The sequence below is a fragment of the bacterium genome (assembly GCA_013360195.1).
Taxonomy (GTDB): Bacteria; Electryoneota; RPQS01; order RPQS01; family RPQS01; genus JABWCQ01.
The window spans coordinates 54,015-74,587 of sequence record JABWCQ010000001.1 but is presented as its reverse complement, the minus strand read 5'-3'; the positions used below and the strand labels follow the sequence as shown (position 1 = coordinate 74,587).

Here is a 20,573-nt window from a genome sequence, read left to right as displayed (position 1 = left end):
AGTCAGGCCTTTCGGTCGATAATCACTGAGTGGCCTCCTCGCCGGCCGTCATAATTACAGCTCGCCTCAATGTTTTCAATAAGCTCAACGGTGGCCTTCACACTTTCATCCAGGATGCGCCTGGAAATCTCGAGTGTTCGAAGAGCGTCTTGCCGAATATTGACAAATCTTCGTCTCATTTGCTGCTGTTCGATCCGCGGGAGCATTCTTTGAGATCGAAGCAGTTTGACAAGAGTTGATTCAACTTCAGCGGCTTCGCTTTCGATACCGGAAAGTTCATTTCTTCGCAATTTTTGTTCGAGTCTCTGAATGTGAATTTTCAAACATCCGAGTTCGCGAACGAATTCGTGGGCTTCAGGACTCATTTGCTTTTCCTTCCGCTGTCATTGTCAGCTCCAATTGCCTGAGAATTCCCAGGTCCAGGGACTTTGCCATGTGCGAGGCAAGTTCCCACTCTGCCATGGCACCAAGTGTATTCCCTTCCACGCCATCACCAAACATCGAGTTACCTTGCAGGTCCTTCTGGAGTTCTTGCAAGAGCTGATGCGTGAAAAGCGTTTCAAACCCTTCTGCGGCTTTTTGCAGGTCTGTTCGAGACTGAGATTCGGCCCCCTTGCCACTGACAGGAATGTATGGTAATCCAGAAAGATTGTTTATCATATTATCACCAGCTCTGCCCGAAGAGCGCCTGCTGCCTTTAGTCCCTGGAAAATTGCAATCATGTCACGAGGAGTGACACCGAGTGAGTTAAGCATTCTTGCGACTTCGCCGGCCGACGCGGCTCCTGCGATTTCTTTCAGGCCTTCACCCGCATTCTCCACCGTAATGGTGCTTTGAGTTTCGACCACGGTCTCGCCTTGCCCAAAGGCATTTGGCTGACTAATTACTGGCTGTTCGGAGATCTCAACTGTAAGGTTTCCATGCGCGATTGCTGTTGGCAGCAGCGTGACGGCTGTGCCTACAACAATTGTTCCGGTACGTTCATTAATGACGATTTTGTCCGTTCCGACAGGATCGAATTCGATATCTTCAATGTTAGCCTGAAATTCGAGTCGTTCACTTAGGTTTGTGTATTCACTTGGAACGCTCACGACTATCGTCGCCGGATCCTCCGTTCGTGCAGTGCTGCTGTATGCGGCGTTGATTGCCCGAGTGACATCCACTGCCGTCCTAAGATCAGGTTGTTCAAGAACGAGAATGAAGCTGTCGGCAGGCGCCGGAAGTTGAGGGCCATCACCAAATAAAACTGCCCCGTTGGGTATTCTACCTGCAACAGCGTGGTTTCTTGAGACTCGATTGCCACCGGTTTCAAAGTTAAAGCCGCCGATTGATACAGGACCCTGCACCTCTGCAACCGGTTCACCCCATGGATCGTTCAATACTGTCCGCAGCAAAGTACCACCCTGTAGGCTTGTCGCGTCGCCGAGCGATGAAACAAGTGCGTCAAGTCGCGCACCGCGTCTTGAGCCTGCAGGGATTTCGCACGTAACCATCACCGCTGCGACGTTTTTCAACTTCAGTTCTCCGGGTGAAACCTCAATCCCAAATTGTTTTAGCATGCTGGCGAAGGTCTGAGGAGTAAAAGTGGATTTACTGCCGTCACCTGTGCCGGCTAGCCCGATAATCAGACCGTATCCGGTAAGCGTAACCGGTGTGCTATTGGGATAATTGGTCACGTCACCAATGCGAACACCGGCGAACGCAATTGTTGAGCATAGAACGAGATAAATAACCGGCCAACGCATTAGAAGATCCAATCAAAGATTCTTGCGATTATTCCTGGTCGTTCCGTGTTTGCCAGAACACCTTTGCCTTTGTAAGAAATTTCAGCGTCTCCGATAAGGTCGGAGGTGATTGTATTTTGAGGAGTTATGTCCTGACGGCGGACGGTGCCGGAAAGTATTGTCAGTTGACGTTCACCGTTAATAACTACGGACTTCTCTCCCTCGATTCTGAGATCGCCGTTTGGCAGGACCTCGACAACACGTGTGACGAGGCTCGCTCTCAAAGTCCCCTGACGAGCAGTAGTTCCAGTGCCTTTATGTTCACTCTTTGAAGAACCGTCACCAGCTAGGAGAGGAATAAAATCCAGCGCTCCCGTGCCTCCAGCCGACACCTCAGCGTCATACTCTCCTTTTGTGTTGGTTCTTGCAGACGCGGAAGCCAATGAGTTCTCTATAATCAAGACGGTCAATTGGTCACCGACATTTCGTGCAACGTAGTCACTGTAAAGTGACGGCGCAATTCTGTTGCCACCGTTGCCTGCCAGCAAGTGCAGTGGCATTAACAACAAACTAAGGTATCCAAAGTATCGTTGCATCATTCTGCACTACTCCTTCAAGTCGGTTTTGTTCTAACTCAGGCACGCGAACAGGTATGGTCTCACCTTCACCTCCGTCACGCATCGCTGTTCCTTCTACCTTGACCGTGACTCCTCCCCTCTCGCAGATAACTGTTACGGAGTCGCCGCTTCGGATGAGCGGTCGTGACCGAAGATCATTTGCCAATATGGGACGTCCCGGAACGAGCGGTCGAACCGCGAATTTTCCTGCTATTGCATTTCTGTCGAGCAACGTTGCAGCGCGGAGATTGCTCCACTCGCAGTTAACCTGCGTAATATTCTCAGACTTGACTTCACCACTGGCTTTGACACGTTCGGCAACACTATACGCTTGACCGAAAATTCTCGCCCGCCCTTTCAAAATGATTCGCTGTTCACGACCTTGGTTGTCCGTGCCTTTGAAAGTTATCGAAAGTAAACCGTTTGCGAAGTCATCGAGTGACCCAATTACCTCGATGTTCTTCAAGCTGTTCAGTACGGCAGGATCACCAAACATTGGCTCCCATTTGCACGTCACATCGTGCGGCAGCCAGGTGGACGCGATGATTTGTTCCAGCTTGACAAAATCTTGTGCAGCAGCATTCATTGACATAAGACAGATGCTAATAAACACGCGGATCCGCATTATCGTTTCAATTGCGTGGCGATGCTGATCATATCATCAGCGGTTCGGATTGCCCGCGAATTCAGCTCGTACCCTCGTTGCGCGGTAATCAGATTTATCATCTCGTTAACTATCTTAACATTCGACGACTCAAGGTATCCTTGCTCAAGCGTCCCGGTGCCATCAGTGCCGGGAGTCGCAGTGAGTGGATCGCCCGAGGAGACCGTTTGTGTATAGATGTTCCCTCCGTCATTAAGCAGTCCGGCAGGATTAACGAACCGTGCCAACTCAATTTGCCCGATTTCTGACGGCTCCGTGTTGCCTTGAGTCATTACGGAAACACGTCCCTCTGGCGAGACGAGAATGGAAGTCGCGTCCGATGGAATGTTGATGGGCGGCTCCATAGGCAGACCTTGAGCGTTTACGACCTGCCCTTCCGAAGTCATCTTCCATGCGCCATCGCGTGTGAAACCCAGTGTTCCGTTGGGGAGCAGCACTTGAAAGAAACCATCGCCGCGAATCATCAGGTCGAGAGGATTTCCGGTTTCCTGTGGGGAGCCCATTTCGAAGTTCTTTACGCTCGCAACGACGCGTGTTCCGCCGCCGATTTGCAGGGGAACCGGAAGCGACGTACCCTGGTCAGTTGGAGCTGGGATGCGAACGTTCTCGTAGATCAAGTCTTGAAACTCGATCCGGCTGCGCTTGTAGGCAGTGGTATTGGCATTCGAGATATTGCTTGCCGTATTGTCCAGGTTCTTCTGCTGCGCATGCATTCCGGATGCGGAAGTATAGAGTGCCTTAATCATCTTTTGCTTTCCTTAGACCCTTCCAATGTCGTTAACGACATGATTCAATGTTTGGTCCTGAACGGTCATCAATCTGGAACTTGCTTCGTAGTGCCTCGAGTTTGCAATCATTTCTACCATTTCCCGCACTGCGTCAACATTGGATTGTTCCAAAAACCCTTGCATTACACTTGTTCGCGCGACTTCAATTTCACCTGCCTCGGCAAGTTCATCGCGAAAGAGGTTATTGCCTGATTTCGTCAGCGCTTGGGGATTCTGGAATTCAACTATTCTGAGTTTGTCGATCGCAGCTCCGTCTACGGATATCGTACCGTCATCAGACAGCGTGATTACGCCTGGAGGTATCGTGATGTCTCCACCGCTTCCTTGAACGCGCCGTCCGTCGGCATCAACCAGCAGCCCCTCGGAATTGCGGTCAAATCGTCCATTTCTTGTGAACTGCACACCGTTGTCATCGGCAAGAGCGAAAAATCCTGGTCCTTGCAGAGCGAAATCAAGCGGTGACTCAGTTGCTTCAAGCGGTCCGGGAGAGAAATTCACGTAGCCAGCCGCTTTTACCGCTTGCAGCAGGTTCCTTGTTTCACCAACATTGCGTCCGTCAACCTCCTGTTCAAGAGCGAATCTCTGCTGCTTGAAACCGGTAGTTGACGTGTTTGCAAGATTGTTTGCGGTCACGTCCTGGCGCAGAATTCCTGCGCGCATGGCCGCTCCGGAGTTATAGATGCCTTTGATCATAGTTATAGTGTCCGTAGCAAGAATCTTGCAAGGATGGTGCCAGACTCTATAACAACTTCAGGGTCAAAACCAAAACATATAAATTTATATTATTTATATGTTTATGGTAATGCGAAACTAAGAAAGCTGGTTGTAAGAAGGACCAGACGGGGAAAAAGGTGCCGAGGATCAAAAAAACTCTAAGTTCTTAGGTCCAAAGGGAAGTTGGCGGCAGGAGAAGCAGGCGGGGGCGCGAGGAGACGCAACCGGATTCGTGGAGAGATTGCAAGCACTTGAACGGATATTGGGTCACCGACTGAGACCGGCTGTTCCGGGTCGGCAACGAGGACGCGACCTTTCAGGTCAATCAAAACTCTTGATTCGGACAATTTTCGTCTGACGCGCGCAGTAATGATTTCGCCAACGCGCAGAGGGACATTTGAGTGAAACACGACTAATCCTATGAGTTCAAATCAATAATAAGCTTGACTTCATCTTGTCCCATGTCAAGCTCCTGAGCGATATCAGCAAGAGAACGTTTCTGAGCATGAAGCTCGAGCACTCTCTTAACACGGCGATCCACAAGCGACTCTTTCATGTCGGATTCGATTGATTCCATATCGAGGTTTTGCGCCGCATGTTCGGACACTTCTGCGGACGCAGAAGTTTCTGCAACGGTGGCAGGTACGGCCAATTTGGATTTCATGCTTTTCTCCGACGCAATTGCCCGTTCCAGTGTATCCAAATCACTCGCGAGCTCCTCTGCAGTTTCGCCGACCTCCGCTTTCTCAATGGCATTTTTGCCAATCTTCGCTCGTCCACGGCGAAGAATTCTTAGTCCTGCATTCGGCACGCCAAGTCTGTTTCCAATCACACCACCTGCAATTCCGGCGAGCAATGCAATTAGAGCAATCATCCATTCAGACATCGTTGCAGAGTCCGGATTCCAGCTCGGAGGAAGCGCATCGCCGCTGTCTACTCTCTCAAGGTACATACGCGCGTACTTTCTCGCAGCTTCCTGGTCCCCCATTACGTCATAGAACTCGGCGAGAATCTCAAGCGCCTTCAGCGAGTCCGGGGTGTAACTTGAGAAGAGTTCGGCGTTTTGCTCTTCAATAAGCGAATCTCTCCGACCAGATTCTGCTTCTCGAATGCTCGTATCTACGCTGTCGGACTTCGGCTCTTCGGACGGCCGCTCTTCGGGAACTGTCACGACATTGTCGGCAAGAATGGTTTCCATCGGCCTATCCCCCGGCACGTACTGCGGACTTGAGGACGGCTTGGCCGGCTGTGGGTTTGCCGGCTTTGATATTGCAGGACTTCCCGCCGATTGCTCCCCGGAATTCGAGGGGGATTCATGAACAGTTGATAAGTCAAGTGCCAGCCGCCATGTCTGCCCCTTCAACTCGGTCACACCAGCAGTCAACGGTTTCTGACCGCGAATCTCGAGGATAATTGTGTCTTCGCCTTCAAGGAATGCCTCGACACTTGTCAGCAGTTTTATCTGTGAAGGAAGCTTCGGCAGGAAGAATTTTTCGCCGACTTTTACGTTTCGGAGGTGCAATTCGACGGCGCCGTTCTGTGCCGGCACAACTTTGTAGGCCACAGGTTCGGTAATTTCGCACACCACACGGTCAAATCCCTGGTGGGAGCCGAATCGCACAGCAGTTAACTGCGCAGAGTGGGCAAGCGTACTTGCCGTCAGCAACGAAAGTGCCAGCGTAATTCTGTTATACTTGCAGGTCCACATGGCCGGGAGGTTTGTTCTTTCGATCTTGTGTCAGACCTTGTTCAGGCTTTTCCGGTGATTCGTTACTCTCATCGGCGGAGGGTTCAAATGAGTCTTGTCCGAACGACGATTGGTTCTTGTCCTGGCGGTTTTTCTGATCGTCCTTGACCTGTTCAATCTCGTAAGAAAAATCACGCTTTTGCCCTTGATAAGTAGCCTCGGTTTGCTTCACTCCTTCGGCCGGAGGTCTGAACCTGGTGTGATCATCACTGTTTATCGGTCGGAACATGTTTCCTCCGTCGGTCAGCGATTGTGCTATTTGGCCAGGCGCGCGCGAACCCGAGCGCGCAAAACAAGCAGAGCTTTAGAGTGTATTTGTGAGACGCGTGACTCGGTCAACCCAAGTATCTCGCCAATTTCTTTCAGTGTAAGTTCTTCGTAGTAATAGAGTGCGACGACCAATCGTTCTTGTTCAGGCAAATCGCGTAGGCCATCGACCAACAGGTCACGAGTCTCCTGCTCCTCTACTTGCTCATCATATCCATTAGTGCTGGTGTCTGCCGTTGAGTCTGCAAGGTACGACTCGCTGCCATCCTGACCTTTCAAAGTGTCATCTAGTGACAACAGAACCGCCACATTGACTTCATCCAGTAACTCCCGATACTGTTCGATATTCAGGCCGAGGTGTTCAGCTAGTTCTGCGTCCTCCGGCGAGCGTCCAGTACGGCGAGTAATGTGATCTACGGCATGTTCAAGCTTACGAGCTTTTTGTCGAATTGATCGAGGCACCCAATCGAGTTCCCGCAGGCTGTCAACCATGGCACCTTTGATGCGGGTCATCGCATAGGTCTCGAACTTAATGCCTAGTGTCGGATCGAAGTTGTCGATTGAGGCGAGTAGTCCCATAACGCCTGCCGATACCAGATCATCGAGTCTGACGCTTCTCGGCAAGGTGCCGAGGAATCGGGTTGCCATTCGCCGCACCATGGGAAGATATTCCATAAGCAATTGTTCACGCAACTCCGGGCTCTGCGTACGAACATATGCTTCCCAACTCTTTGTTGCCGCGTTAATGGCTTTCATGGATTATCAGGAGCTCAGCGCTCCCCCGCTTGTGTCGGTGCTGCTCTGTACTCCCTGCTGGAGAATCGCACGATGACTCAAGTACTGGAACAAGACCTCACCTGCGTGGGTGAGAATGGCGAGAATTGCCCATAAAATCAGAATACGAATTCCAATCACGTCAAGCGGCCAATTCATCGCAAGTGCGAATGCAGATACCGTCAGCAGAATAACTCTCCGAACGGCAACGAATAGATCATGCAATGCAGAATTCGATTTCTTGCGTTTCATACGTATGGATTAAGCGGTTGCATTGTTTCGTGACAGCGTTTCAAATTCACGCGCAGCGAATCCAGCGTTGAACACTTTTGCTCGGAGCCACTCCGGATGATATCGCTCAATTTGTCCAATGAATTTTTGGCCGCTGGTCAACCACGCAATCGGTTTTCTGGCGGATTGCGAGATGTTAACAAGCATACCGGGCTGTGTGCTTTCGTCGAGCCTGGTCATAGTAAGATGAGTGACGCCAACTTGCTGGAACCGCTTTGTGATCGCAATTTGTTCCTGGAGTCGCATGGTTGAATTCAAAACCAGATGCGTCTCATCCGGTGAAACGGATCCGAGTAATTCAACAAGTTCATTCATGCGTTGCTCCTCGCCTGGGGCGCAGCCCGCCGAATCAACAAGGATGACTTGTGCACCTTGCAGTTTGGTCAAGGCAGTTGGAACATCCTTGGGTTGATAGGCAACTTCCAGAGCCAAGCCTGATACCCGTGCAAAAGTCTTAAGTTGCTCGACAGCCGCCATGCGATGCGTATCCAGAGTAAGCAGTCCGATTTTGTGCTTTCCATAGCCGAGCGGGTCAGTCGCGAGTTTCTGAAGAGTCGACGTCTTGCCCGCTCCAGGTGCACCCACCAATGCGATCTTGTAAGGTCGATTTGACCGGGCAACAATCCGATTCGTGGCTGGCGGAGCAATCTGGCTAACTTTTGATATAACAAATGAGGTAATCTCTTCCACAGATTGGAGTGAATCCGGACCAAGACTAACAAGCGCCTCGTTCGACAAGTCCGCTGCGAGTTCCCTGCCCAGACCGGCCTCTGTCATTCGCTCAAAGGAAATGGAAAGCGCCTCAGGCATAGCCGGTAAGTTATTGTATCTGAAGTACTTCATGAGCTCGCCAAGCTGGTCGCGCAGAGCGGCGACTTCCGTCCGTAACAAGGCAATCTCATAGTTTTGGCTAGCTGGAGCCCGCGCAGGTTTTTCGTCTTTCAATTGCACATCGAGTTCATGGGCAAATTCGGTGCCACTTTCAAGGTCTGCTTTAAGTTCGTCCGAGCTGGCCGCAATCACTTCATAGATATCCTTTGCTCCTATGCCAAAGGAACCCGAGCTCGATCGTCTTTCAGACTTCAGTATCACAGCGTCTTCGCCAAGTTCGCGTTTGACTTTGCTCAAAGCTTCCGCGAAAGTCCGGCCTGTAAAAGTGCGTGTCGCCATATGATTTATCCTTCAATCCTGACTGTGCCCATGGGCTGAATTCGTGTGGAAGGCGGCAGCTCCGCCGTCGAAAGGACTATCATGTTGGGAAGATCAACTTCCAGAAGTTTCTTCAAGAAAGACCTGGTTCCCGGTGCAGTAATAACGATCGGTTGGTATCCTCGATTCAGCATTCCTTGCGCCATTTGCTTCAACCCGCCAAGCAGTTTATGGGTTACGGCGGTTGGCAATGCAAACTCGGATCCCTCTTTGGCTGCAGTCCTGAGGCCGTCCGAAATCATCTGCTCCAGCTTTGGCTCAACTGTGAGAGCACTTAGACTTCCTGGTTCGTCCTCATATTTCTCGGCAATTGCCTTCGCTAAAGCAGACCGGACCGCTTCAGTAAGATACTCCGGATCCTTCGTCATGGGCGCGAAGTCGGCCAGCGTTTCAAGTATCGTCGCCATGTCTCTGATTGGCAGCCCTTCCCGAAGCAAGTTTTGGAGCACCTTTTGGACCTGACCGATGCCAAGTTGACCGGGAATTAGCTCTTCAATGACAGCCTTATGGGTGCGTTTAACGGCATCCAAGAGCTCCTGAACCAACTCTCGTGACATCAAGCGATAGCCCTCAGCTTTCAAGAGTTCGGACAAGTGAGTTGAAACCACTGCTGCAGGCTCGACCACCGTATAGCCTCTTGACTGTGCAAGCTCTTTCTGTTCGCGAGCAATCCAAATTGCCGGCAAGCCAAAACTCGGATCTTTGGTCGGTATCCCTTCAAGTTTTAATCCGCCTTCGCCATTTGAGAGCGCCATCAACATCCCCGGACGGACTTCACCCCGGGCAGCTTCGTTTCCTCGTATCCTGATCACATAAACATTCGGCGCAAGTTGCGTGTTGTCTCGAATTCTGACAGGCGGAATGACAAAACCTGTGTCCGCGGCCATCTGCTTTCGCAAAACCGTGATTCTGTCAAGTAAGTCACCTCCCGGTCCGCCTTCAACGAGCGAGATAAGTCCGTATCCAATCTGTATTTCAAGAGGATCAACCAGGACATAATCTTCAAGCCTGTCTTGCGGCTTCTGTTGAGTAGGTTTATGGGTATCCAGTGACTTCTCAACTTGTAGTTGCCTGCTGTTGCTGACTCTTGCCAAAGCGTATGTCGCCGCTGCAAGAACAAGGAACGGGAGTGTAGGCAACCCTGGTGTAAAAGCGAAAAGAGCCAGGACTCCGGAAGAAATGAACAACGCACGGGGATAACCAAGTAACTGGCCAACGATATCAGAACCCAAGTTGCCCTCTGTCGCCGCGCGGGTGACTATGATACCGCTTGCCACTGAAATCAGCAACGCCGGAACCTGGGCAACAAGACCATCGCCGACCGTCAAAATAGTAAACGTAGCAGCTGACTCTCGCCAGTCCAGTCCCATTTGTACCATGCCGATCGCGAACCCGCCGATTATATTTATGCCTGTAATCAGCAAACCTGCAACGGCATCTCCCCGCACGAATTTTGAGGCACCATCCATTGCACCATAGAAATCAGCTTCGCGGGCAATTTTTTCGCGGCGCTTTCGAGCCTCAGCCTCGTCAATCATCCCTTGATTCAGATCCGCATCGATGGCCATTTGTTTGCCCGGCATTGCATCTAATGTGAATCTTGCCGCAACTTCTGCGATACGCCCGGAGCCCTTCGTGATAACTATCAGATTAATGATAACAAGAACTACGAAGATCACAAGACCAACAAAGTAATTGCCGCCAACAACAAAGTTCCCGAACGCGTGGATTATGGTCCCGGCGTCGCCTTCACCAAGGATAAGCCTGGTACTCGCAACGTTAAGAGACAGACGGAAAAGTGTTACAACAAGCAGCAGTCCCGGAAAGACGGAGAACTTCAAGGGTTCTTCGACATAAAGCGCCGTCAATAGAATCGCCAACGATATTGTTATCGAACACGCGAGTGCGATATCTAACAGAAACGTCGGAATCGGAACAATCATGACAACGACAACGGCCACCAGCGCAAGTGCCATTACGACATCGCTTTGCTTTAGCAGCGTGCTCAAACCACCGCGCTTCTCGCTCGCGGCATTGCTGCCACCGGACTTTTGTGCGACTGATGTGCTCATTTACGTTTACGCGACTCCAAAGTACTTGTTCTTAATTCTGTAAACATATGCCAGAACTTCGGCTACTGCCTTGTAGAGCTCGACGGGAATTTCGAGGCCGATATCGACTGACTTGAACAGCGCCCGCGCAAGTGGTTTGTTCTCAATAATCGGAACACCATTCTCCGCGGCAATTTCCTTAATTCGTTCAGCGACCTTTCTTGCACCTTTTGCCACAACGATTGGCGCCAAGTTTTTTGCGCGGTCGTATTTAATGGCTACTGCAAGGTGGACAGGATTCGTGATGACAACGTCAGCTTCCGGTACACTCTTCATCATCCTCTTTAACGATGACCGAATCATGATTTCGCGGATCTTGCTCTTGACTTTGGGATCACCTTCCTGCTGCTTTGCCTCCTCCTTGACCTCCTCCTTGGTCATTTTCAGCGACTGTTCGTGGTCCCATCGTTGATATGCGAAATCTGCTAATCCAATTGCAAGCAGCGCGAGAGCTGCAGCGAAGAAAAGATCGTTCAGCATTCGACCAATCTCACCGACTATCTGACTTGTATCCATGTAAAACAGCCAGCTTGTCTCAAGCGACGTGCTGCGGAGCGTGAAATAAAGAGCTAATCCGACGAACAGCAATTTCAAAATACTCTTGCCGAGCTCTACTAATGCCCTAACTGAAAAGAAACGTTGAAATCCGGAAATCGGGTTCAACCTTTCCCACTTCGGCGCTGCGGCCTTCCAAGTTACCTTGAATCCAACCTGGCTGATATTCACCAAAAGTCCGACAACCAGAATGGACACCAGGAACGGCATAACCACAGCACCAGTAGCATAGAGCTGCTCCTCAATAAGAGAAGCAATACTCTCATTCCTCAGGTTCGTGTTTCCGGAGTACACCAACAGCTTCTTGAGAATGTCACCGAGTCCGGAAACCATCCCGGCACCGAATACAGAAAAGACAATTGCCGAACCGAACAGGAGTACAGCTGAGTTCAAGTCCTGAGAACGAGCAACCGAGCCCTTTTCACGCGCTTGTTCCCGCCTTCGCGGTGTTGGTTGCTCTGTTCTTGCGTCGCGATCGAACACGAATCAATTCCCTCCCAGCAATCTCAAGAATTCCGGGAAGCCTTTCATGAAACTGGCATATTGTGAGGCAAATATCCCCGCTATCATACTGGCTGTCAATGAAGCAAACAGCAACGTAATGCCAATCTTAAGCGGAAAACCAAGTACAAAGACGTTCATGGTTGGTGCAACACGAGTTAGGATTCCCAGTGCCACATCCGTTAACAGCAATGTGACCATCATTGGTGCCGCAAGCTGAACTCCACGCGCCAAAACAAGACCTGCCTGTGATACCGACCAGTCGGCTAGCTTTCCGTCCATCGACAGCGACCCTATTGCGACAGCATCAAAGCTGGAGCGCACCGCCTGTAGCATCATCAAATGGCCATCAAGGGATAGGAAGACAAGAATTGCCAGTAACTCGTACACTTGAGTAAGCACGTCACTCTGAGTATCGCTGTTGGGATCAATTGTGGCAACGATCGAAAGTCCGGACTGGAGTCCGAGAATTCGTCCGCAAATGTCTATCGCAAAAAAGACAAACTGCCCTGCGAAACCCATCAACAGGCCGCACACAGTTTCACTCAGCCCGACAATAAGATAGTCGGCAATTGTACCTGTACCGGGCAATTGTGCCGGTACAATTGTTGGGGCTATAAGGAGCGAAATCGCAATGGCTAAAGCAGCTTTCCACGATGCCGGTACCGCGCGGTGCCGGAAAACTGGCAGCACAGCCAGAGCCGCGGACACGCGAATGAATACCAGAGCGAAGTGCTCAACCGATGAAATCTGGAATGGCAGGACCATTCACGTGTCAGCTCGCCAGAGCTGCTACCTGTTCTTCGAAATACTCTGCGGTTTCCTCACAGAAGCGCTCGAGTTCATTCTCTTGCAGTGGAAGCACGGAATTGAATTGGCTGTCCAACTCCGGCATTTCGCCGCCCCCATTCCCCAACCGCAGCTCACGTGCGACTCTATCAGCGTACCCAACGAGTGCCGCTATTTGCGGATTGTTCCGTGCGGATCTTGGCGCATGGTGACAGCCGACTGCGTCCCGCAGGATTTCAGGCAGGTTCCAGCCATGCACAAGGTGAAGCCCGACATCGGCATGAGTAAGTCCAAACACCGCTGCCTCAGCATCGAGCATTACGGAGCCGTGTGCGTCCATAAGCTCCACAACTCGCTTGAAATCGTCAGGGAAATACTTGTCCAGAACGACTTTTCCTACATCATGAATCAAGCCTGCCGTAAAAGCGACCTCCGGGTCAACGACTCTAAGTCTCTTCGACAATTCACGCGCTGCTACGGCCGTTGCCATGGAATGCAGCCAAAGACCTTTTCGATCATATGACCCAACCTCTCCTTCCTGCGAGAAGAGATCCATTACACTGGTTGACAGCACAAGGTTTCGCAAGTTCGAAACTCCCAGGAACACCAGAGCCTGATTAATGCTTGTCACCGTACCACGAATGCCGAAGTATGGAGAATTAACAAGCTTTAACAAGCGAGTCGCGATTGCGGGATCGCGCTCTACTGCTTCAGCAATCATCTTCGGCGAAACTTCCGGATCTTCAGACAGCTCAATTACTTTCGTTGCAACGTCTGGAAGTGTCGGCAAATTCTTGATTCCGCGCAGGACCGCGGCAATCTCCTCGCGCGATTTCATTTGGCGATGTTTGGAATAAGTGCAAAAATGTACTGCATGAAATCAACAAGCTTTGCGGCCATCCATTGCATGAACACTAGAAGCGCAAAAGCCGTTACAACTATCTTTGGAACAAAAGCAAGCGTCATTTCGTTGATTTGCGTGACAGCTTGAAAGATCGAAACGGCAATACCCACAATCATGCCCGCCAAGAGCATTGGTGCACTGACAATTAGCGCTGTTGTGAGAGCCTGACTGGTCAAGTATGCTGCGAGTTCTTGTGTCATGTTAGGTGTTAGTGAAAGCTGTTTACCAGGGACTGAACGAGTAAATACCATCCGTCAACCATGACAAAAAGCAAAATTTTGAATGGTAAGGAAACGGTAACCGGCGGAAGCATCATCATTCCCATCGCGAGCAATACTGACGATACCACCATGTCAATAATTAGGAAAGGCAGATAAATGACGAAGCCGATTTGAAACGCAATTCTCATTTCGCTGATTGCATAAGCGGGCAGCAATACCGACATACCAATCTCATCAACATTTGCCGGTGCGGTGTTGCTGGCCATGTCGGCAAATAGCGCCAAGTCCTTTTCCCGAACCTGCTTCAGCATGAATTGCTTGAACGGTTTGGCCGCCTGCTCCCACGCCGCTTTCTGTTCGATCTCGCCACGAAGATAAGGTTGGAGCGCATTCGTGTTAGCTTCATTTATAGCCGGTGACATGATATAGAAGGATAGTATCAGCGCAAGTCCGACCATTAGCTGAGGAGGCGGAACTTGTGCCGCGCCCATCGCTTGCCGGAGAAAGTGGAACACGATGATGATCCTGGTGAAGCTTGTCATCATCAGCACCAGCGCCGGAGCCAGTGCCAGCATCGTCATCAATCCTACTATCTGCAAAGTGGTGACAGTCTTTGCTGGATCCGGGCTGCTGTCTACTTGCAGTGAGATCGTCGGGAGTGCTTGCGCAAACAGAGTCGTCGAAACGAGAAGCGCTGCTAAAAAAAGCAATCTCCTCATGTTTTCGCTCGTTTCAGGATTTCAGCGAACGAGACGGACTGTTTGTTGGAGAGTGCATCGCTGATCAGTTTAATGTCCTCATCATTCTCAACCTCCATTAGCGGCGAGATTTGCTCTTTTGACAATCCAACTATCAGGAGCTTCTTCCCGATCTCCAAAACCATAAGTTGCCGCCCCGGCCCGAGCATTCTTGACCCGAGAATTCGCCAACCGGTAGTGTCTTTGCCCGCTGGCGCTCCGGTCGGCAAGTACTTGCGATATGCCCAAGCTATGACAAAGATAAGGCCCAGAACAAATGCAAGTGCCACAAAGGTCTTGAAAACATCAACGCCCATGTCAGTTCTTGCTGCTTGCCAATCTCTCTTCGGGATTGATCAATTCAGTGATGCGAACTGCGAAGTTTTCCTCAATTACGACGACTTCACCACGGGCAAATCTCTTGTTGTTCACATAGAGGTCAACAGGTTCACCGGACAACTTATCAAGTTCTACCACTGATCCGGGAGACAGCTTCACAATGTCTCGAATCAGCATGTTTGTCCGACCGAGCTCGATCGCGATGGGCAATTCGATGTCCATGACAAGACTCATCTCCTTTCGAAGAGACGGGTCCAGTACGTCCATCATTGTCCCGTTCGTACCGCTCTTCTTGGGTGCGGTCTTCGGGGGAAAGAGCGTGTCAATGAGCTCGTTGCTGGTAATCTTGACGATTGAGAGCTCGGGATCTGGACCGATTCGGATGAGACTGACAGTCCAGGACCCGACAAAATCAGAAGGAGAAATGTCCATGACCACAGAGCGGGCCTCCTCCGCAAGGTGGTGAGGACCACCGCTCTTTGCAATGTCTGCGAAGTACGCGGAAATAGACTCTTTGAAGAGATCGCGAATTGTTTCAAGATGCTCTTCAGCTGCGAACAGCGCGGTGCCGTCACCCATATTCAATAGGTCGGCGATTACAGCTGTGTGTTCCTTGGACAAGAGGAAATGCGTCTTCCCGATGGACATGTCTACGGTGTGCACCGTGCAAGCGACGACTTCTCCGGGAAGTAGAGCCTTAACTTCCTTGAAGTCAAAAGCGTAGGGGCCGTCGATTTCCACTTCAATCTGTCGCTCTATGTACGAGCCGAGGCTCTTTGCAAAGTGTTGGCCGAACGACTGTTCCGCTCTTACTCGCGAATCTTCGGTAACGGCAACTCGAAAAGTCTCACTCATGAACGATTTCCTCCTGATCGGAAATGACGCGTGTTATGCGTATAGCTTGCTGATATTTTGAATTACCCGGTTCAGCCCAGAACTTCACTTTCTTGTTCACCCAGACTTTTACCGGGTCTTCGACACGCTGGTCCAACAGCAGAACATCACCAACTTTAAGTGACAGGTATTCATGCATATTGATGGTAGCCGAACCGAGTTGTGCGCGTAACGGCAGTTTGCTCAGACGAATGCGTTCAATTAACTCGTTGCGCTCTTCCGGTCTGATTTGCTTTGTCGTCATGTTTGCCCAACCGGTGGTCAAGTTTACAAGCAGCGGTTCAAGGACAAAGTAGGGAAAGCAGATGTTCATCGGATAAGTGAAATCGCGAATTACGATTTCACACGAAATCACCACGGCAGACTCCGAAGCCGGCGCAATCTGTACAAACTGTGGATTTGCCTCGTAGGATTCAACGTAAAGGGACATTGGATGCACTGTCCGCCACGCGTCGGCTAATGAAGACAAACCCGATTCAACCACACGCCGCAGGATCGTCTGTTCAATGATAGTCAACTCACGAAGCGTCTCCTGCCTTGTTCCCAAACCACCCAGAAGTCTGTCAACGACAAGAAGCGAGAACTGGGGCGATACCTCAACGATTATTGAACCTTTGAGCTGATTTGAGGAGACAATGTACAGGCACGACGGCACACTTAGGGAAAGCATGTATTCCGAATAGGCCGCTTGATCGATTGAAAGCAGATTGATGTCGACCAGTGTTCGAAGGGTACCGGAGAGATAGGTACCGAACGCCCTCGCGAAACCGTCGTGAATCGTACGCAGTGCGCGTTGCTGATCCTTAGACATCCTGTCTGGATGCTTAAAATCGTACAAGTGAACAGGGCGCTCTGCCTGTACTCCCGATTGTTCGGCCATATCCGCGGCTGCAACATTGCGCAGCAGCGAATCGATTTCTTCTTGTGTCAGGATTTTGCTCATAGAAGGCTATTGCAACACGTATGTTGAGAAAACGACCGCTTTCACCGGCTTGTCTTTTATCATGTGGTTAACGGTCGCCATGAGTTCCTGCCTGATTGAGTCCCGGTAGCTGACGCTTGCCAACTGGTCAAGTGTTTTTGAGGAAAGCAATGTGATTGCAGCATCGCGAATCAAAGGCATGTTTGCCTGAACTTCGGCATCCTGCTTGGGATCCTTCAGGGCCAAACCGACAACTGTGGAAAGAAACCTGCGGCCGCCGGTTCCAGCCGGATTGACGATGATCTCGTCAAGAAGAGCTACTGTATTCCCGGTGGGAGAGTTTGCGTGGCCATCTGAAGACTCTTCACTATCGGCGTCTTCTTCACCGTGCGACTCCACATTGGCAATCGCCTCGGAATCAGTTGGTATTGATGAACCAATCAGGGTCTTCTGAATGAAGTAAGCGGCTGCCGTTTGTGCAATCAGAATACCCGCGATGATCAGGTATTTCATCAGCGGTGACTTCTTCTTCACCACGGGCTGCGCCTCAGGCGTCTCTTGTTTTGCGGGTTTTTCTTTTGCCATCTTTCACCTTATGCCGAAGTACTGATTAGGTTTCAGAACTGCAGATCGGCTGGAGAAAGCGACGATGATAGCGGGAGTGGGGAACTGACAATTGCGGCAGCAGGCGCTGCGGCGCGCCCGTTCAAGGACGCGCCGCAGGCTTAAAGCTTACCGTTTGAGCTGTGTGACTTCGTTCAAGAGTTGGTCAGCAACCGTGATAACTCGGGATGCAGCCTGAAATCCTCTTTGAGCGATAATCATCTCAGTGAATTGCTCCGCCATGTCCACTGTGCTAAGTTCAAGGTAACCTGCGTAGATCTGGTTGACATTTCCGTTGTCAACACCAACCAGCGGGTCACCCGAATTCACCGTCGCACTGTATATGTTCTCGCCGGACAATGTCAAACCGGACGGGTTTGCAAATCGTGCCAGCGCGATCTGTCCAAGTGTTCTCGAAATGCCGTTTGAGTAACTGCCAATAATCTTACCTTCATTGTCAACCGTGAAGTCTGACAACACCCCCATGGCATGACCATCCTGATGGATAGCAATCGTTGTGGTCGGCCCGGAGAACTGTGTAATGCCGTCGAATGTTCCCACTGTCCCCGCGTTCAGGTCGACGACGAGTGACTGAGCCTGCGGTGGTGTGAACGTCAGCGGGCCGCCATCAAAGCTAAGCAATGATCCGTCGCTGTTGAAACTCACGGTTCCGCTGTTTCCTGCCAGGAAGTTGTTAATCTCATCAACGCCGCCGTCGTCGACGATGGCCTGCCAGTTCCACTTGTTCTGCTGCGACGTATCTTGCGTGAAGTTCACCTCCACCTTGTGGCGCTCGCCGCGACTGTCGTAAACATAGATGGACACCGAGTGCGTACCGGTCAGACCGGTCTCGGTGTTCACAAAAGTGGGAAGGAGCATTGACGATGCCGTTGAGCCCTGAAGGTCTTCAAATGACATGGAAATCGTCGTGTCGCTGTTCCCTGCGAGATTGTCTTTCAGTATGATTTTGCCGGATGCGTCAATGGCAAGCTTCGACCCGCTTTGAGATTCCGAATCAAAGCCATCAACTGAATTGAATCTGTCGAGCAGATCGCCGACAGTCGTGCCGTCATTGCCTTCACCGTATGTAAACGTGATGTTCACTTCGGTACCGTCGCGGCGGGAAGCCGTAAGACGAATCACATCGCCGTCGTCCATGGGAGCAGTAGCCTGATCTAAATCGTTCAGCTCAGTGTTACGTCCGGCAGGAATGCCTTCCGAAATGAACGCAAATGACGCGGAGTATGTTTGAAGTTTTGAGGAATTCGCATCAAGGTTGCAGAAGTAACGAATTTCAGTTGTCGCCCGTGCAGGATCCTTCTCTCCAAAGGGCAATTTAAGCGGTTCAATCGAGGACGACGGAATCAGGACGCCGTTCTTGTCGGCAAGCCGGCCCAGTACGTGCATTCTTCCACCGGCCGCAAGGAGCGATCCGTTTGCATCGATCTGGAAATTGCCCGCCCGCGCGTAGTACTGTCGCTGCCCGTCTCCGAGAACGAAGAATCCGTCTCCCTGAATGGCGAGATCATTGCGATTCCCTGTGTTCTCAAAATTCCCCTGCGAAAAGATGCGATCGATCGAGTTTATGCGGGTTCCTAATCCGACTTCAATTCCGTTGCTACCCCCCCGCTGATCAATCGGTCCCTCAGCAGGCTGCAGCAGCTGCGAAAATCCTGTTGCGAAGGAGACGCGGCTGCTTTTGAAGCCAATGGTGTTCACATTGGCAAGGTTGTCGCCAATGACGTCCATTTTGGTTTGGTGAGTCGACAGACCCGCCACGGCACTGAAAAGTGATGTCATCATAATTTTGTTCCCTTTTCGGGCGTCAATCGTTCCGCCCTTGTTGGGGCCTCCTGCAAGAGGGCCGGCCCGGTTTCAGATTTATGCAATTACTGCGCTGTCAATTTGTGTGAATACGTGTGAGCTTGTCTGTGCTTGCTCAAGTGCTGTCACAACGGTCCGGTTGCGTACACTCACGATGAATGCAAGATTGTCCAATAACACGAGCGATGACTCCGCTCCCTTGTCCGCTGCGTTGGACACCCCTTTTTCCAGCCGGGCAACCTGTGGCTCTGTCAAGCTGATTTGCCGATGTTGTAGCCTGTTTTGCGCATGGGCCGAAAACTTGACGGGCTGCGAATCGCGAACGGTTTGCTCAAGAAGTTCGCCGAACTTGCCATCCTGCGGACGTGCATGTCCCGGCCGTGAGGCCGGCGTCGTTACGGGACTGCCGACCGGCTGTATTTGCTGCAATCGAGTGATCAGCGAATCAATAGTACTCATCAGCCCTAGCCTGCAAAAGATGAATTTGATCCCGGAGTTCCGCTATCATTGCCGGACAAAACGGCCATGATATCGCCGAGCAGAATCTGCCTGCCGTTTACAGTCAAAGTGACACCACCTTCTGCGTAGTTGACCGACGTCACAACACCTTCAACATACGTGGCAGCGGTTACATCATTACCATCGGCGTCGGCAGCCGTGACATTGAAAGTGTAGTTTCCGTTCGGAACCCGGTTTCCGTCTTGGTCGCGTCCATCCCAGTATACTGCCGCATTCCCGGCAGACTGCGCATTGGCCGTAATTGTGCGAACGACTTCGCCGTCTGCATTCAAGACTTCGACCTGCACATTGGTCGCCGCGGCACTCAATGTATAGCGAAGATCCGCGTCACTCGATTCGCCAATTTCGATCGAGTTATTCTGTGCGCGAACCGTTTTCCCGACAAGCGCGGCCGCAAGGTTACCGTTGATGGACTGAGTCATTAGAAGATTCATGTTGATTGACTCGTCCAGTGCCGCCTTTATCGCGGACAACTCTTGAACAGAAGAGAATTGGGCTAATTGCGCCGCATATTCCTGGCTGTCCATCGGACTCATCGGATCCTGATTCCGCATCTGTGCCATCAGCATTTGCAGAAAATCGAGTTGGTCAAGCGTATCCGCGCGCGAGCCTATCTGCTCTGCAGACGGAACGTTGAAAGTGTTGTTCACTGCTCCGACAGCCATTCTATGACTCCATTTGATAAAGTTGCAGAAAAGCCTTGCTTGGTTCGTGTGTCGTCAAGTATTGACACAGGGCAAACGCGGTTTTACTGACTTCCTGTTGCCGCCCGCAGGACAGGCACGCGATTGTAAAGAGCCTCTTACCCGTCCGGGACTTCCCAGCCTCAACAGCTCGATATTTTAGTGCACCGCAGGTG

The 20,573-nt window shown here is 51.1% G+C and carries 25 protein-coding genes; all 25 read right to left on the bottom strand.

Annotation, left to right across the window (positions count from 1 at the left end):
- Positions 1-2 precede the first annotated feature (2 nt).
- Positions 3-365, bottom strand: coding sequence for a hypothetical protein (locus HUU59_00335; GenBank protein ID NUO17885.1), 363 nt, complete (start codon positions 363-365; stop codon positions 3-5).
- Positions 355-660: a hypothetical protein gene (locus HUU59_00330; protein ID NUO17884.1), complete on the bottom strand. Its 306-nt coding sequence runs from the start codon at positions 658-660 to the stop codon at positions 355-357. The genes HUU59_00335 and HUU59_00330 overlap by 11 nt, the downstream gene beginning before the upstream one ends.
- A complete protein-coding gene (locus HUU59_00325; protein ID NUO17883.1) occupies positions 657-1,745 on the bottom strand; it encodes a flagellar basal body P-ring protein FlgI in 1,089 nt (362 codons plus the stop codon). The genes HUU59_00330 and HUU59_00325 overlap by 4 nt, the downstream gene beginning before the upstream one ends.
- Positions 1,745-2,323 (bottom strand): flagellar basal body L-ring protein FlgH, encoded by a 579-nt coding sequence (locus HUU59_00320; protein NUO17882.1) that lies wholly within the window; start codon positions 2,321-2,323, stop codon positions 1,745-1,747. Before HUU59_00320 ends, HUU59_00325 begins: the two co-directional genes overlap by 1 nt.
- A complete protein-coding gene (gene flgA, locus HUU59_00315) occupies positions 2,295-2,927 on the bottom strand; it encodes a flagellar basal body P-ring formation protein FlgA (GenBank protein ID NUO17881.1) in 633 nt (210 codons plus the stop codon). The genes HUU59_00320 and flgA overlap by 29 nt, the downstream gene beginning before the upstream one ends.
- Before the next feature lie 38 nt (positions 2,928-2,965).
- A complete protein-coding gene (gene flgG, locus HUU59_00310; GenBank protein NUO17880.1) occupies positions 2,966-3,751 on the bottom strand; it encodes a flagellar basal-body rod protein FlgG in 786 nt (261 codons plus the stop codon).
- Between the two features lie 12 nt (positions 3,752-3,763).
- Positions 3,764-4,486 (bottom strand): flagellar basal-body rod protein FlgF, encoded by a 723-nt coding sequence (gene flgF / locus HUU59_00305; protein NUO17879.1) that lies wholly within the window; start codon positions 4,484-4,486, stop codon positions 3,764-3,766.
- Between the two features lie 439 nt (positions 4,487-4,925).
- Positions 4,926-6,215, bottom strand: a complete 1,290-nt coding sequence (locus HUU59_00300) for a hypothetical protein (GenBank protein NUO17878.1) — start codon at positions 6,213-6,215, stop codon at positions 4,926-4,928.
- Positions 6,196-6,483 carry a hypothetical protein gene (locus tag HUU59_00295; GenBank protein ID NUO17877.1) on the bottom strand — a complete coding sequence of 96 codons (288 nt, stop codon included), beginning with the start codon at positions 6,481-6,483 and terminating at the stop codon, positions 6,196-6,198. The genes HUU59_00300 and HUU59_00295 overlap by 20 nt, the downstream gene beginning before the upstream one ends.
- Positions 6,484-6,509: 26 nt before the next feature.
- Positions 6,510-7,277: a FliA/WhiG family RNA polymerase sigma factor gene (locus HUU59_00290; protein ID NUO17876.1), complete on the bottom strand. Its 768-nt coding sequence runs from the start codon at positions 7,275-7,277 to the stop codon at positions 6,510-6,512.
- A gap of 6 nt (positions 7,278-7,283) precedes the next feature.
- Positions 7,284-7,547 carry a hypothetical protein gene (locus HUU59_00285; GenBank protein NUO17875.1) on the bottom strand — a complete coding sequence of 88 codons (264 nt, stop codon included), beginning with the start codon at positions 7,545-7,547 and terminating at the stop codon, positions 7,284-7,286.
- 9 nt (positions 7,548-7,556) lie between these two features.
- The gene (locus HUU59_00280) at positions 7,557-8,756 is read right to left on the bottom strand and encodes a hypothetical protein (GenBank protein ID NUO17874.1); all 1,200 of its coding nucleotides are present in this window, start codon (positions 8,754-8,756) and stop codon (positions 7,557-7,559) included.
- Positions 8,757-8,761: 5 nt separating this feature from the next.
- Positions 8,762-10,867, bottom strand: coding sequence for a flagellar biosynthesis protein FlhA (gene flhA / locus HUU59_00275; GenBank protein NUO17873.1), 2,106 nt, complete (start codon positions 10,865-10,867; stop codon positions 8,762-8,764).
- A 6-nt stretch (positions 10,868-10,873) separates the two neighbouring features.
- A complete protein-coding gene (gene flhB, locus HUU59_00270) occupies positions 10,874-11,944 on the bottom strand; it encodes a flagellar biosynthesis protein FlhB (GenBank protein NUO17872.1) in 1,071 nt (356 codons plus the stop codon).
- Between the two features lie 3 nt (positions 11,945-11,947).
- Positions 11,948-12,730, bottom strand: coding sequence for a flagellar biosynthetic protein FliR (gene fliR, locus HUU59_00265; GenBank protein ID NUO17871.1), 783 nt, complete (start codon positions 12,728-12,730; stop codon positions 11,948-11,950).
- A 7-nt stretch (positions 12,731-12,737) separates the two neighbouring features.
- Positions 12,738-13,589, bottom strand: coding sequence for an HDOD domain-containing protein (locus tag HUU59_00260; protein NUO17870.1), 852 nt, complete (start codon positions 13,587-13,589; stop codon positions 12,738-12,740).
- On the bottom strand, positions 13,586-13,855 hold the full coding sequence (gene fliQ, locus HUU59_00255) for a flagellar biosynthesis protein FliQ (protein ID NUO17869.1): 270 nt from the start codon (positions 13,853-13,855) through the stop codon (positions 13,586-13,588). Before fliQ ends, HUU59_00260 begins: the two co-directional genes overlap by 4 nt.
- A gap of 8 nt (positions 13,856-13,863) precedes the next feature.
- A complete protein-coding gene (gene fliP / locus HUU59_00250; protein ID NUO17868.1) occupies positions 13,864-14,595 on the bottom strand; it encodes a flagellar type III secretion system pore protein FliP in 732 nt (243 codons plus the stop codon).
- Positions 14,592-14,930, bottom strand: a complete 339-nt coding sequence (gene fliO / locus HUU59_00245; protein ID NUO17867.1) for a flagellar biosynthetic protein FliO — start codon at positions 14,928-14,930, stop codon at positions 14,592-14,594. The genes fliP and fliO overlap by 4 nt, the downstream gene beginning before the upstream one ends.
- Position 14,931: 1 nt before the next feature.
- Positions 14,932-15,807 carry a flagellar motor switch protein FliN gene (fliN, locus tag HUU59_00240; protein NUO17866.1) on the bottom strand — a complete coding sequence of 292 codons (876 nt, stop codon included), beginning with the start codon at positions 15,805-15,807 and terminating at the stop codon, positions 14,932-14,934.
- Positions 15,800-16,789 carry a flagellar motor switch protein FliM gene (gene fliM, locus HUU59_00235; GenBank protein NUO17865.1) on the bottom strand — a complete coding sequence of 330 codons (990 nt, stop codon included), beginning with the start codon at positions 16,787-16,789 and terminating at the stop codon, positions 15,800-15,802. The genes fliN and fliM overlap by 8 nt, the downstream gene beginning before the upstream one ends.
- 6 nt (positions 16,790-16,795) lie before the next feature.
- Positions 16,796-17,353: a flagellar basal body-associated FliL family protein gene (locus HUU59_00230; GenBank protein NUO17864.1), complete on the bottom strand. Its 558-nt coding sequence runs from the start codon at positions 17,351-17,353 to the stop codon at positions 16,796-16,798.
- A gap of 147 nt (positions 17,354-17,500) precedes the next feature.
- Positions 17,501-19,174, bottom strand: a complete 1,674-nt coding sequence (locus HUU59_00225) for a flagellar hook protein FlgE (GenBank protein NUO17863.1) — start codon at positions 19,172-19,174, stop codon at positions 17,501-17,503.
- Between the two features lie 78 nt (positions 19,175-19,252).
- Entirely contained in the window at positions 19,253-19,654 is a 402-nt protein-coding gene (locus HUU59_00220; GenBank protein ID NUO17862.1) for a hypothetical protein, read from the bottom strand.
- A 5-nt stretch (positions 19,655-19,659) separates the two neighbouring features.
- Positions 19,660-20,379 carry a flagellar hook capping protein gene (locus HUU59_00215; GenBank protein NUO17861.1) on the bottom strand — a complete coding sequence of 240 codons (720 nt, stop codon included), beginning with the start codon at positions 20,377-20,379 and terminating at the stop codon, positions 19,660-19,662.
- Between the last annotated feature and the right edge of the window lie 194 nt (positions 20,380-20,573).

What these genes read in the sequence shown, in the direction of transcription:
- HUU59_00260 (NUO17870.1), bottom strand. Translation starts at nt 13,589, where the DNA reads ATGAAATCGCGCGAGGAGATTGCCGCGGTCCTGCGCGGAATCAAGAAT.
- HUU59_00300 (NUO17878.1), bottom strand. Translation starts at nt 6,215, where the DNA reads ATGTGGACCTGCAAGTATAACAGAATTACGCTGGCACTTTCGTTGCTG.
- fliN (NUO17866.1), bottom strand. Translation starts at nt 15,807, where the DNA reads ATGAGTGAGACTTTTCGAGTTGCCGTTACCGAAGATTCGCGAGTAAGA.
- fliM (NUO17865.1), bottom strand. Translation starts at nt 16,789, where the DNA reads ATGAGCAAAATCCTGACACAAGAAGAAATCGATTCGCTGCTGCGCAAT.
- fliR (NUO17871.1), bottom strand. Translation starts at nt 12,730, where the DNA reads ATGGTCCTGCCATTCCAGATTTCATCGGTTGAGCACTTCGCTCTGGTA.
- HUU59_00320 (NUO17882.1), bottom strand. Translation starts at nt 2,323, where the DNA reads ATGATGCAACGATACTTTGGATACCTTAGTTTGTTGTTAATGCCACTG.
- HUU59_00220 (NUO17862.1), bottom strand. Translation starts at nt 19,654, where the DNA reads ATGAGTACTATTGATTCGCTGATCACTCGATTGCAGCAAATACAGCCG.
- flgG (NUO17880.1), bottom strand. Translation starts at nt 3,751, where the DNA reads ATGATTAAGGCACTCTATACTTCCGCATCCGGAATGCATGCGCAGCAG.
- fliO (NUO17867.1), bottom strand. Translation starts at nt 14,930, where the DNA reads ATGGGCGTTGATGTTTTCAAGACCTTTGTGGCACTTGCATTTGTTCTG.
- HUU59_00330 (NUO17884.1), bottom strand. Translation starts at nt 660, where the DNA reads ATGATAAACAATCTTTCTGGATTACCATACATTCCTGTCAGTGGCAAG.
- flhA (NUO17873.1), bottom strand. Translation starts at nt 10,867, where the DNA reads ATGAGCACATCAGTCGCACAAAAGTCCGGTGGCAGCAATGCCGCGAGC.
- flgA (NUO17881.1), bottom strand. Translation starts at nt 2,927, where the DNA reads ATGAATGCTGCTGCACAAGATTTTGTCAAGCTGGAACAAATCATCGCG.
- HUU59_00215 (NUO17861.1), bottom strand. Translation starts at nt 20,379, where the DNA reads ATGGCTGTCGGAGCAGTGAACAACACTTTCAACGTTCCGTCTGCAGAG.
- fliP (NUO17868.1), bottom strand. Translation starts at nt 14,595, where the DNA reads ATGAGGAGATTGCTTTTTTTAGCAGCGCTTCTCGTTTCGACGACTCTG.
- fliQ (NUO17869.1), bottom strand. Translation starts at nt 13,855, where the DNA reads ATGACACAAGAACTCGCAGCATACTTGACCAGTCAGGCTCTCACAACA.
- HUU59_00295 (NUO17877.1), bottom strand. Translation starts at nt 6,483, where the DNA reads ATGTTCCGACCGATAAACAGTGATGATCACACCAGGTTCAGACCTCCG.
- HUU59_00225 (NUO17863.1), bottom strand. Translation starts at nt 19,174, where the DNA reads ATGATGACATCACTTTTCAGTGCCGTGGCGGGTCTGTCGACTCACCAA.
- HUU59_00280 (NUO17874.1), bottom strand. Translation starts at nt 8,756, where the DNA reads ATGGCGACACGCACTTTTACAGGCCGGACTTTCGCGGAAGCTTTGAGC.
- HUU59_00325 (NUO17883.1), bottom strand. Translation starts at nt 1,745, where the DNA reads ATGCGTTGGCCGGTTATTTATCTCGTTCTATGCTCAACAATTGCGTTC.
- HUU59_00335 (NUO17885.1), bottom strand. Translation starts at nt 365, where the DNA reads ATGAGTCCTGAAGCCCACGAATTCGTTCGCGAACTCGGATGTTTGAAA.
- HUU59_00290 (NUO17876.1), bottom strand. Translation starts at nt 7,277, where the DNA reads ATGAAAGCCATTAACGCGGCAACAAAGAGTTGGGAAGCATATGTTCGT.
- HUU59_00285 (NUO17875.1), bottom strand. Translation starts at nt 7,547, where the DNA reads ATGAAACGCAAGAAATCGAATTCTGCATTGCATGATCTATTCGTTGCC.
- flgF (NUO17879.1), bottom strand. Translation starts at nt 4,486, where the DNA reads ATGATCAAAGGCATCTATAACTCCGGAGCGGCCATGCGCGCAGGAATT.
- HUU59_00230 (NUO17864.1), bottom strand. Translation starts at nt 17,353, where the DNA reads ATGGCAAAAGAAAAACCCGCAAAACAAGAGACGCCTGAGGCGCAGCCC.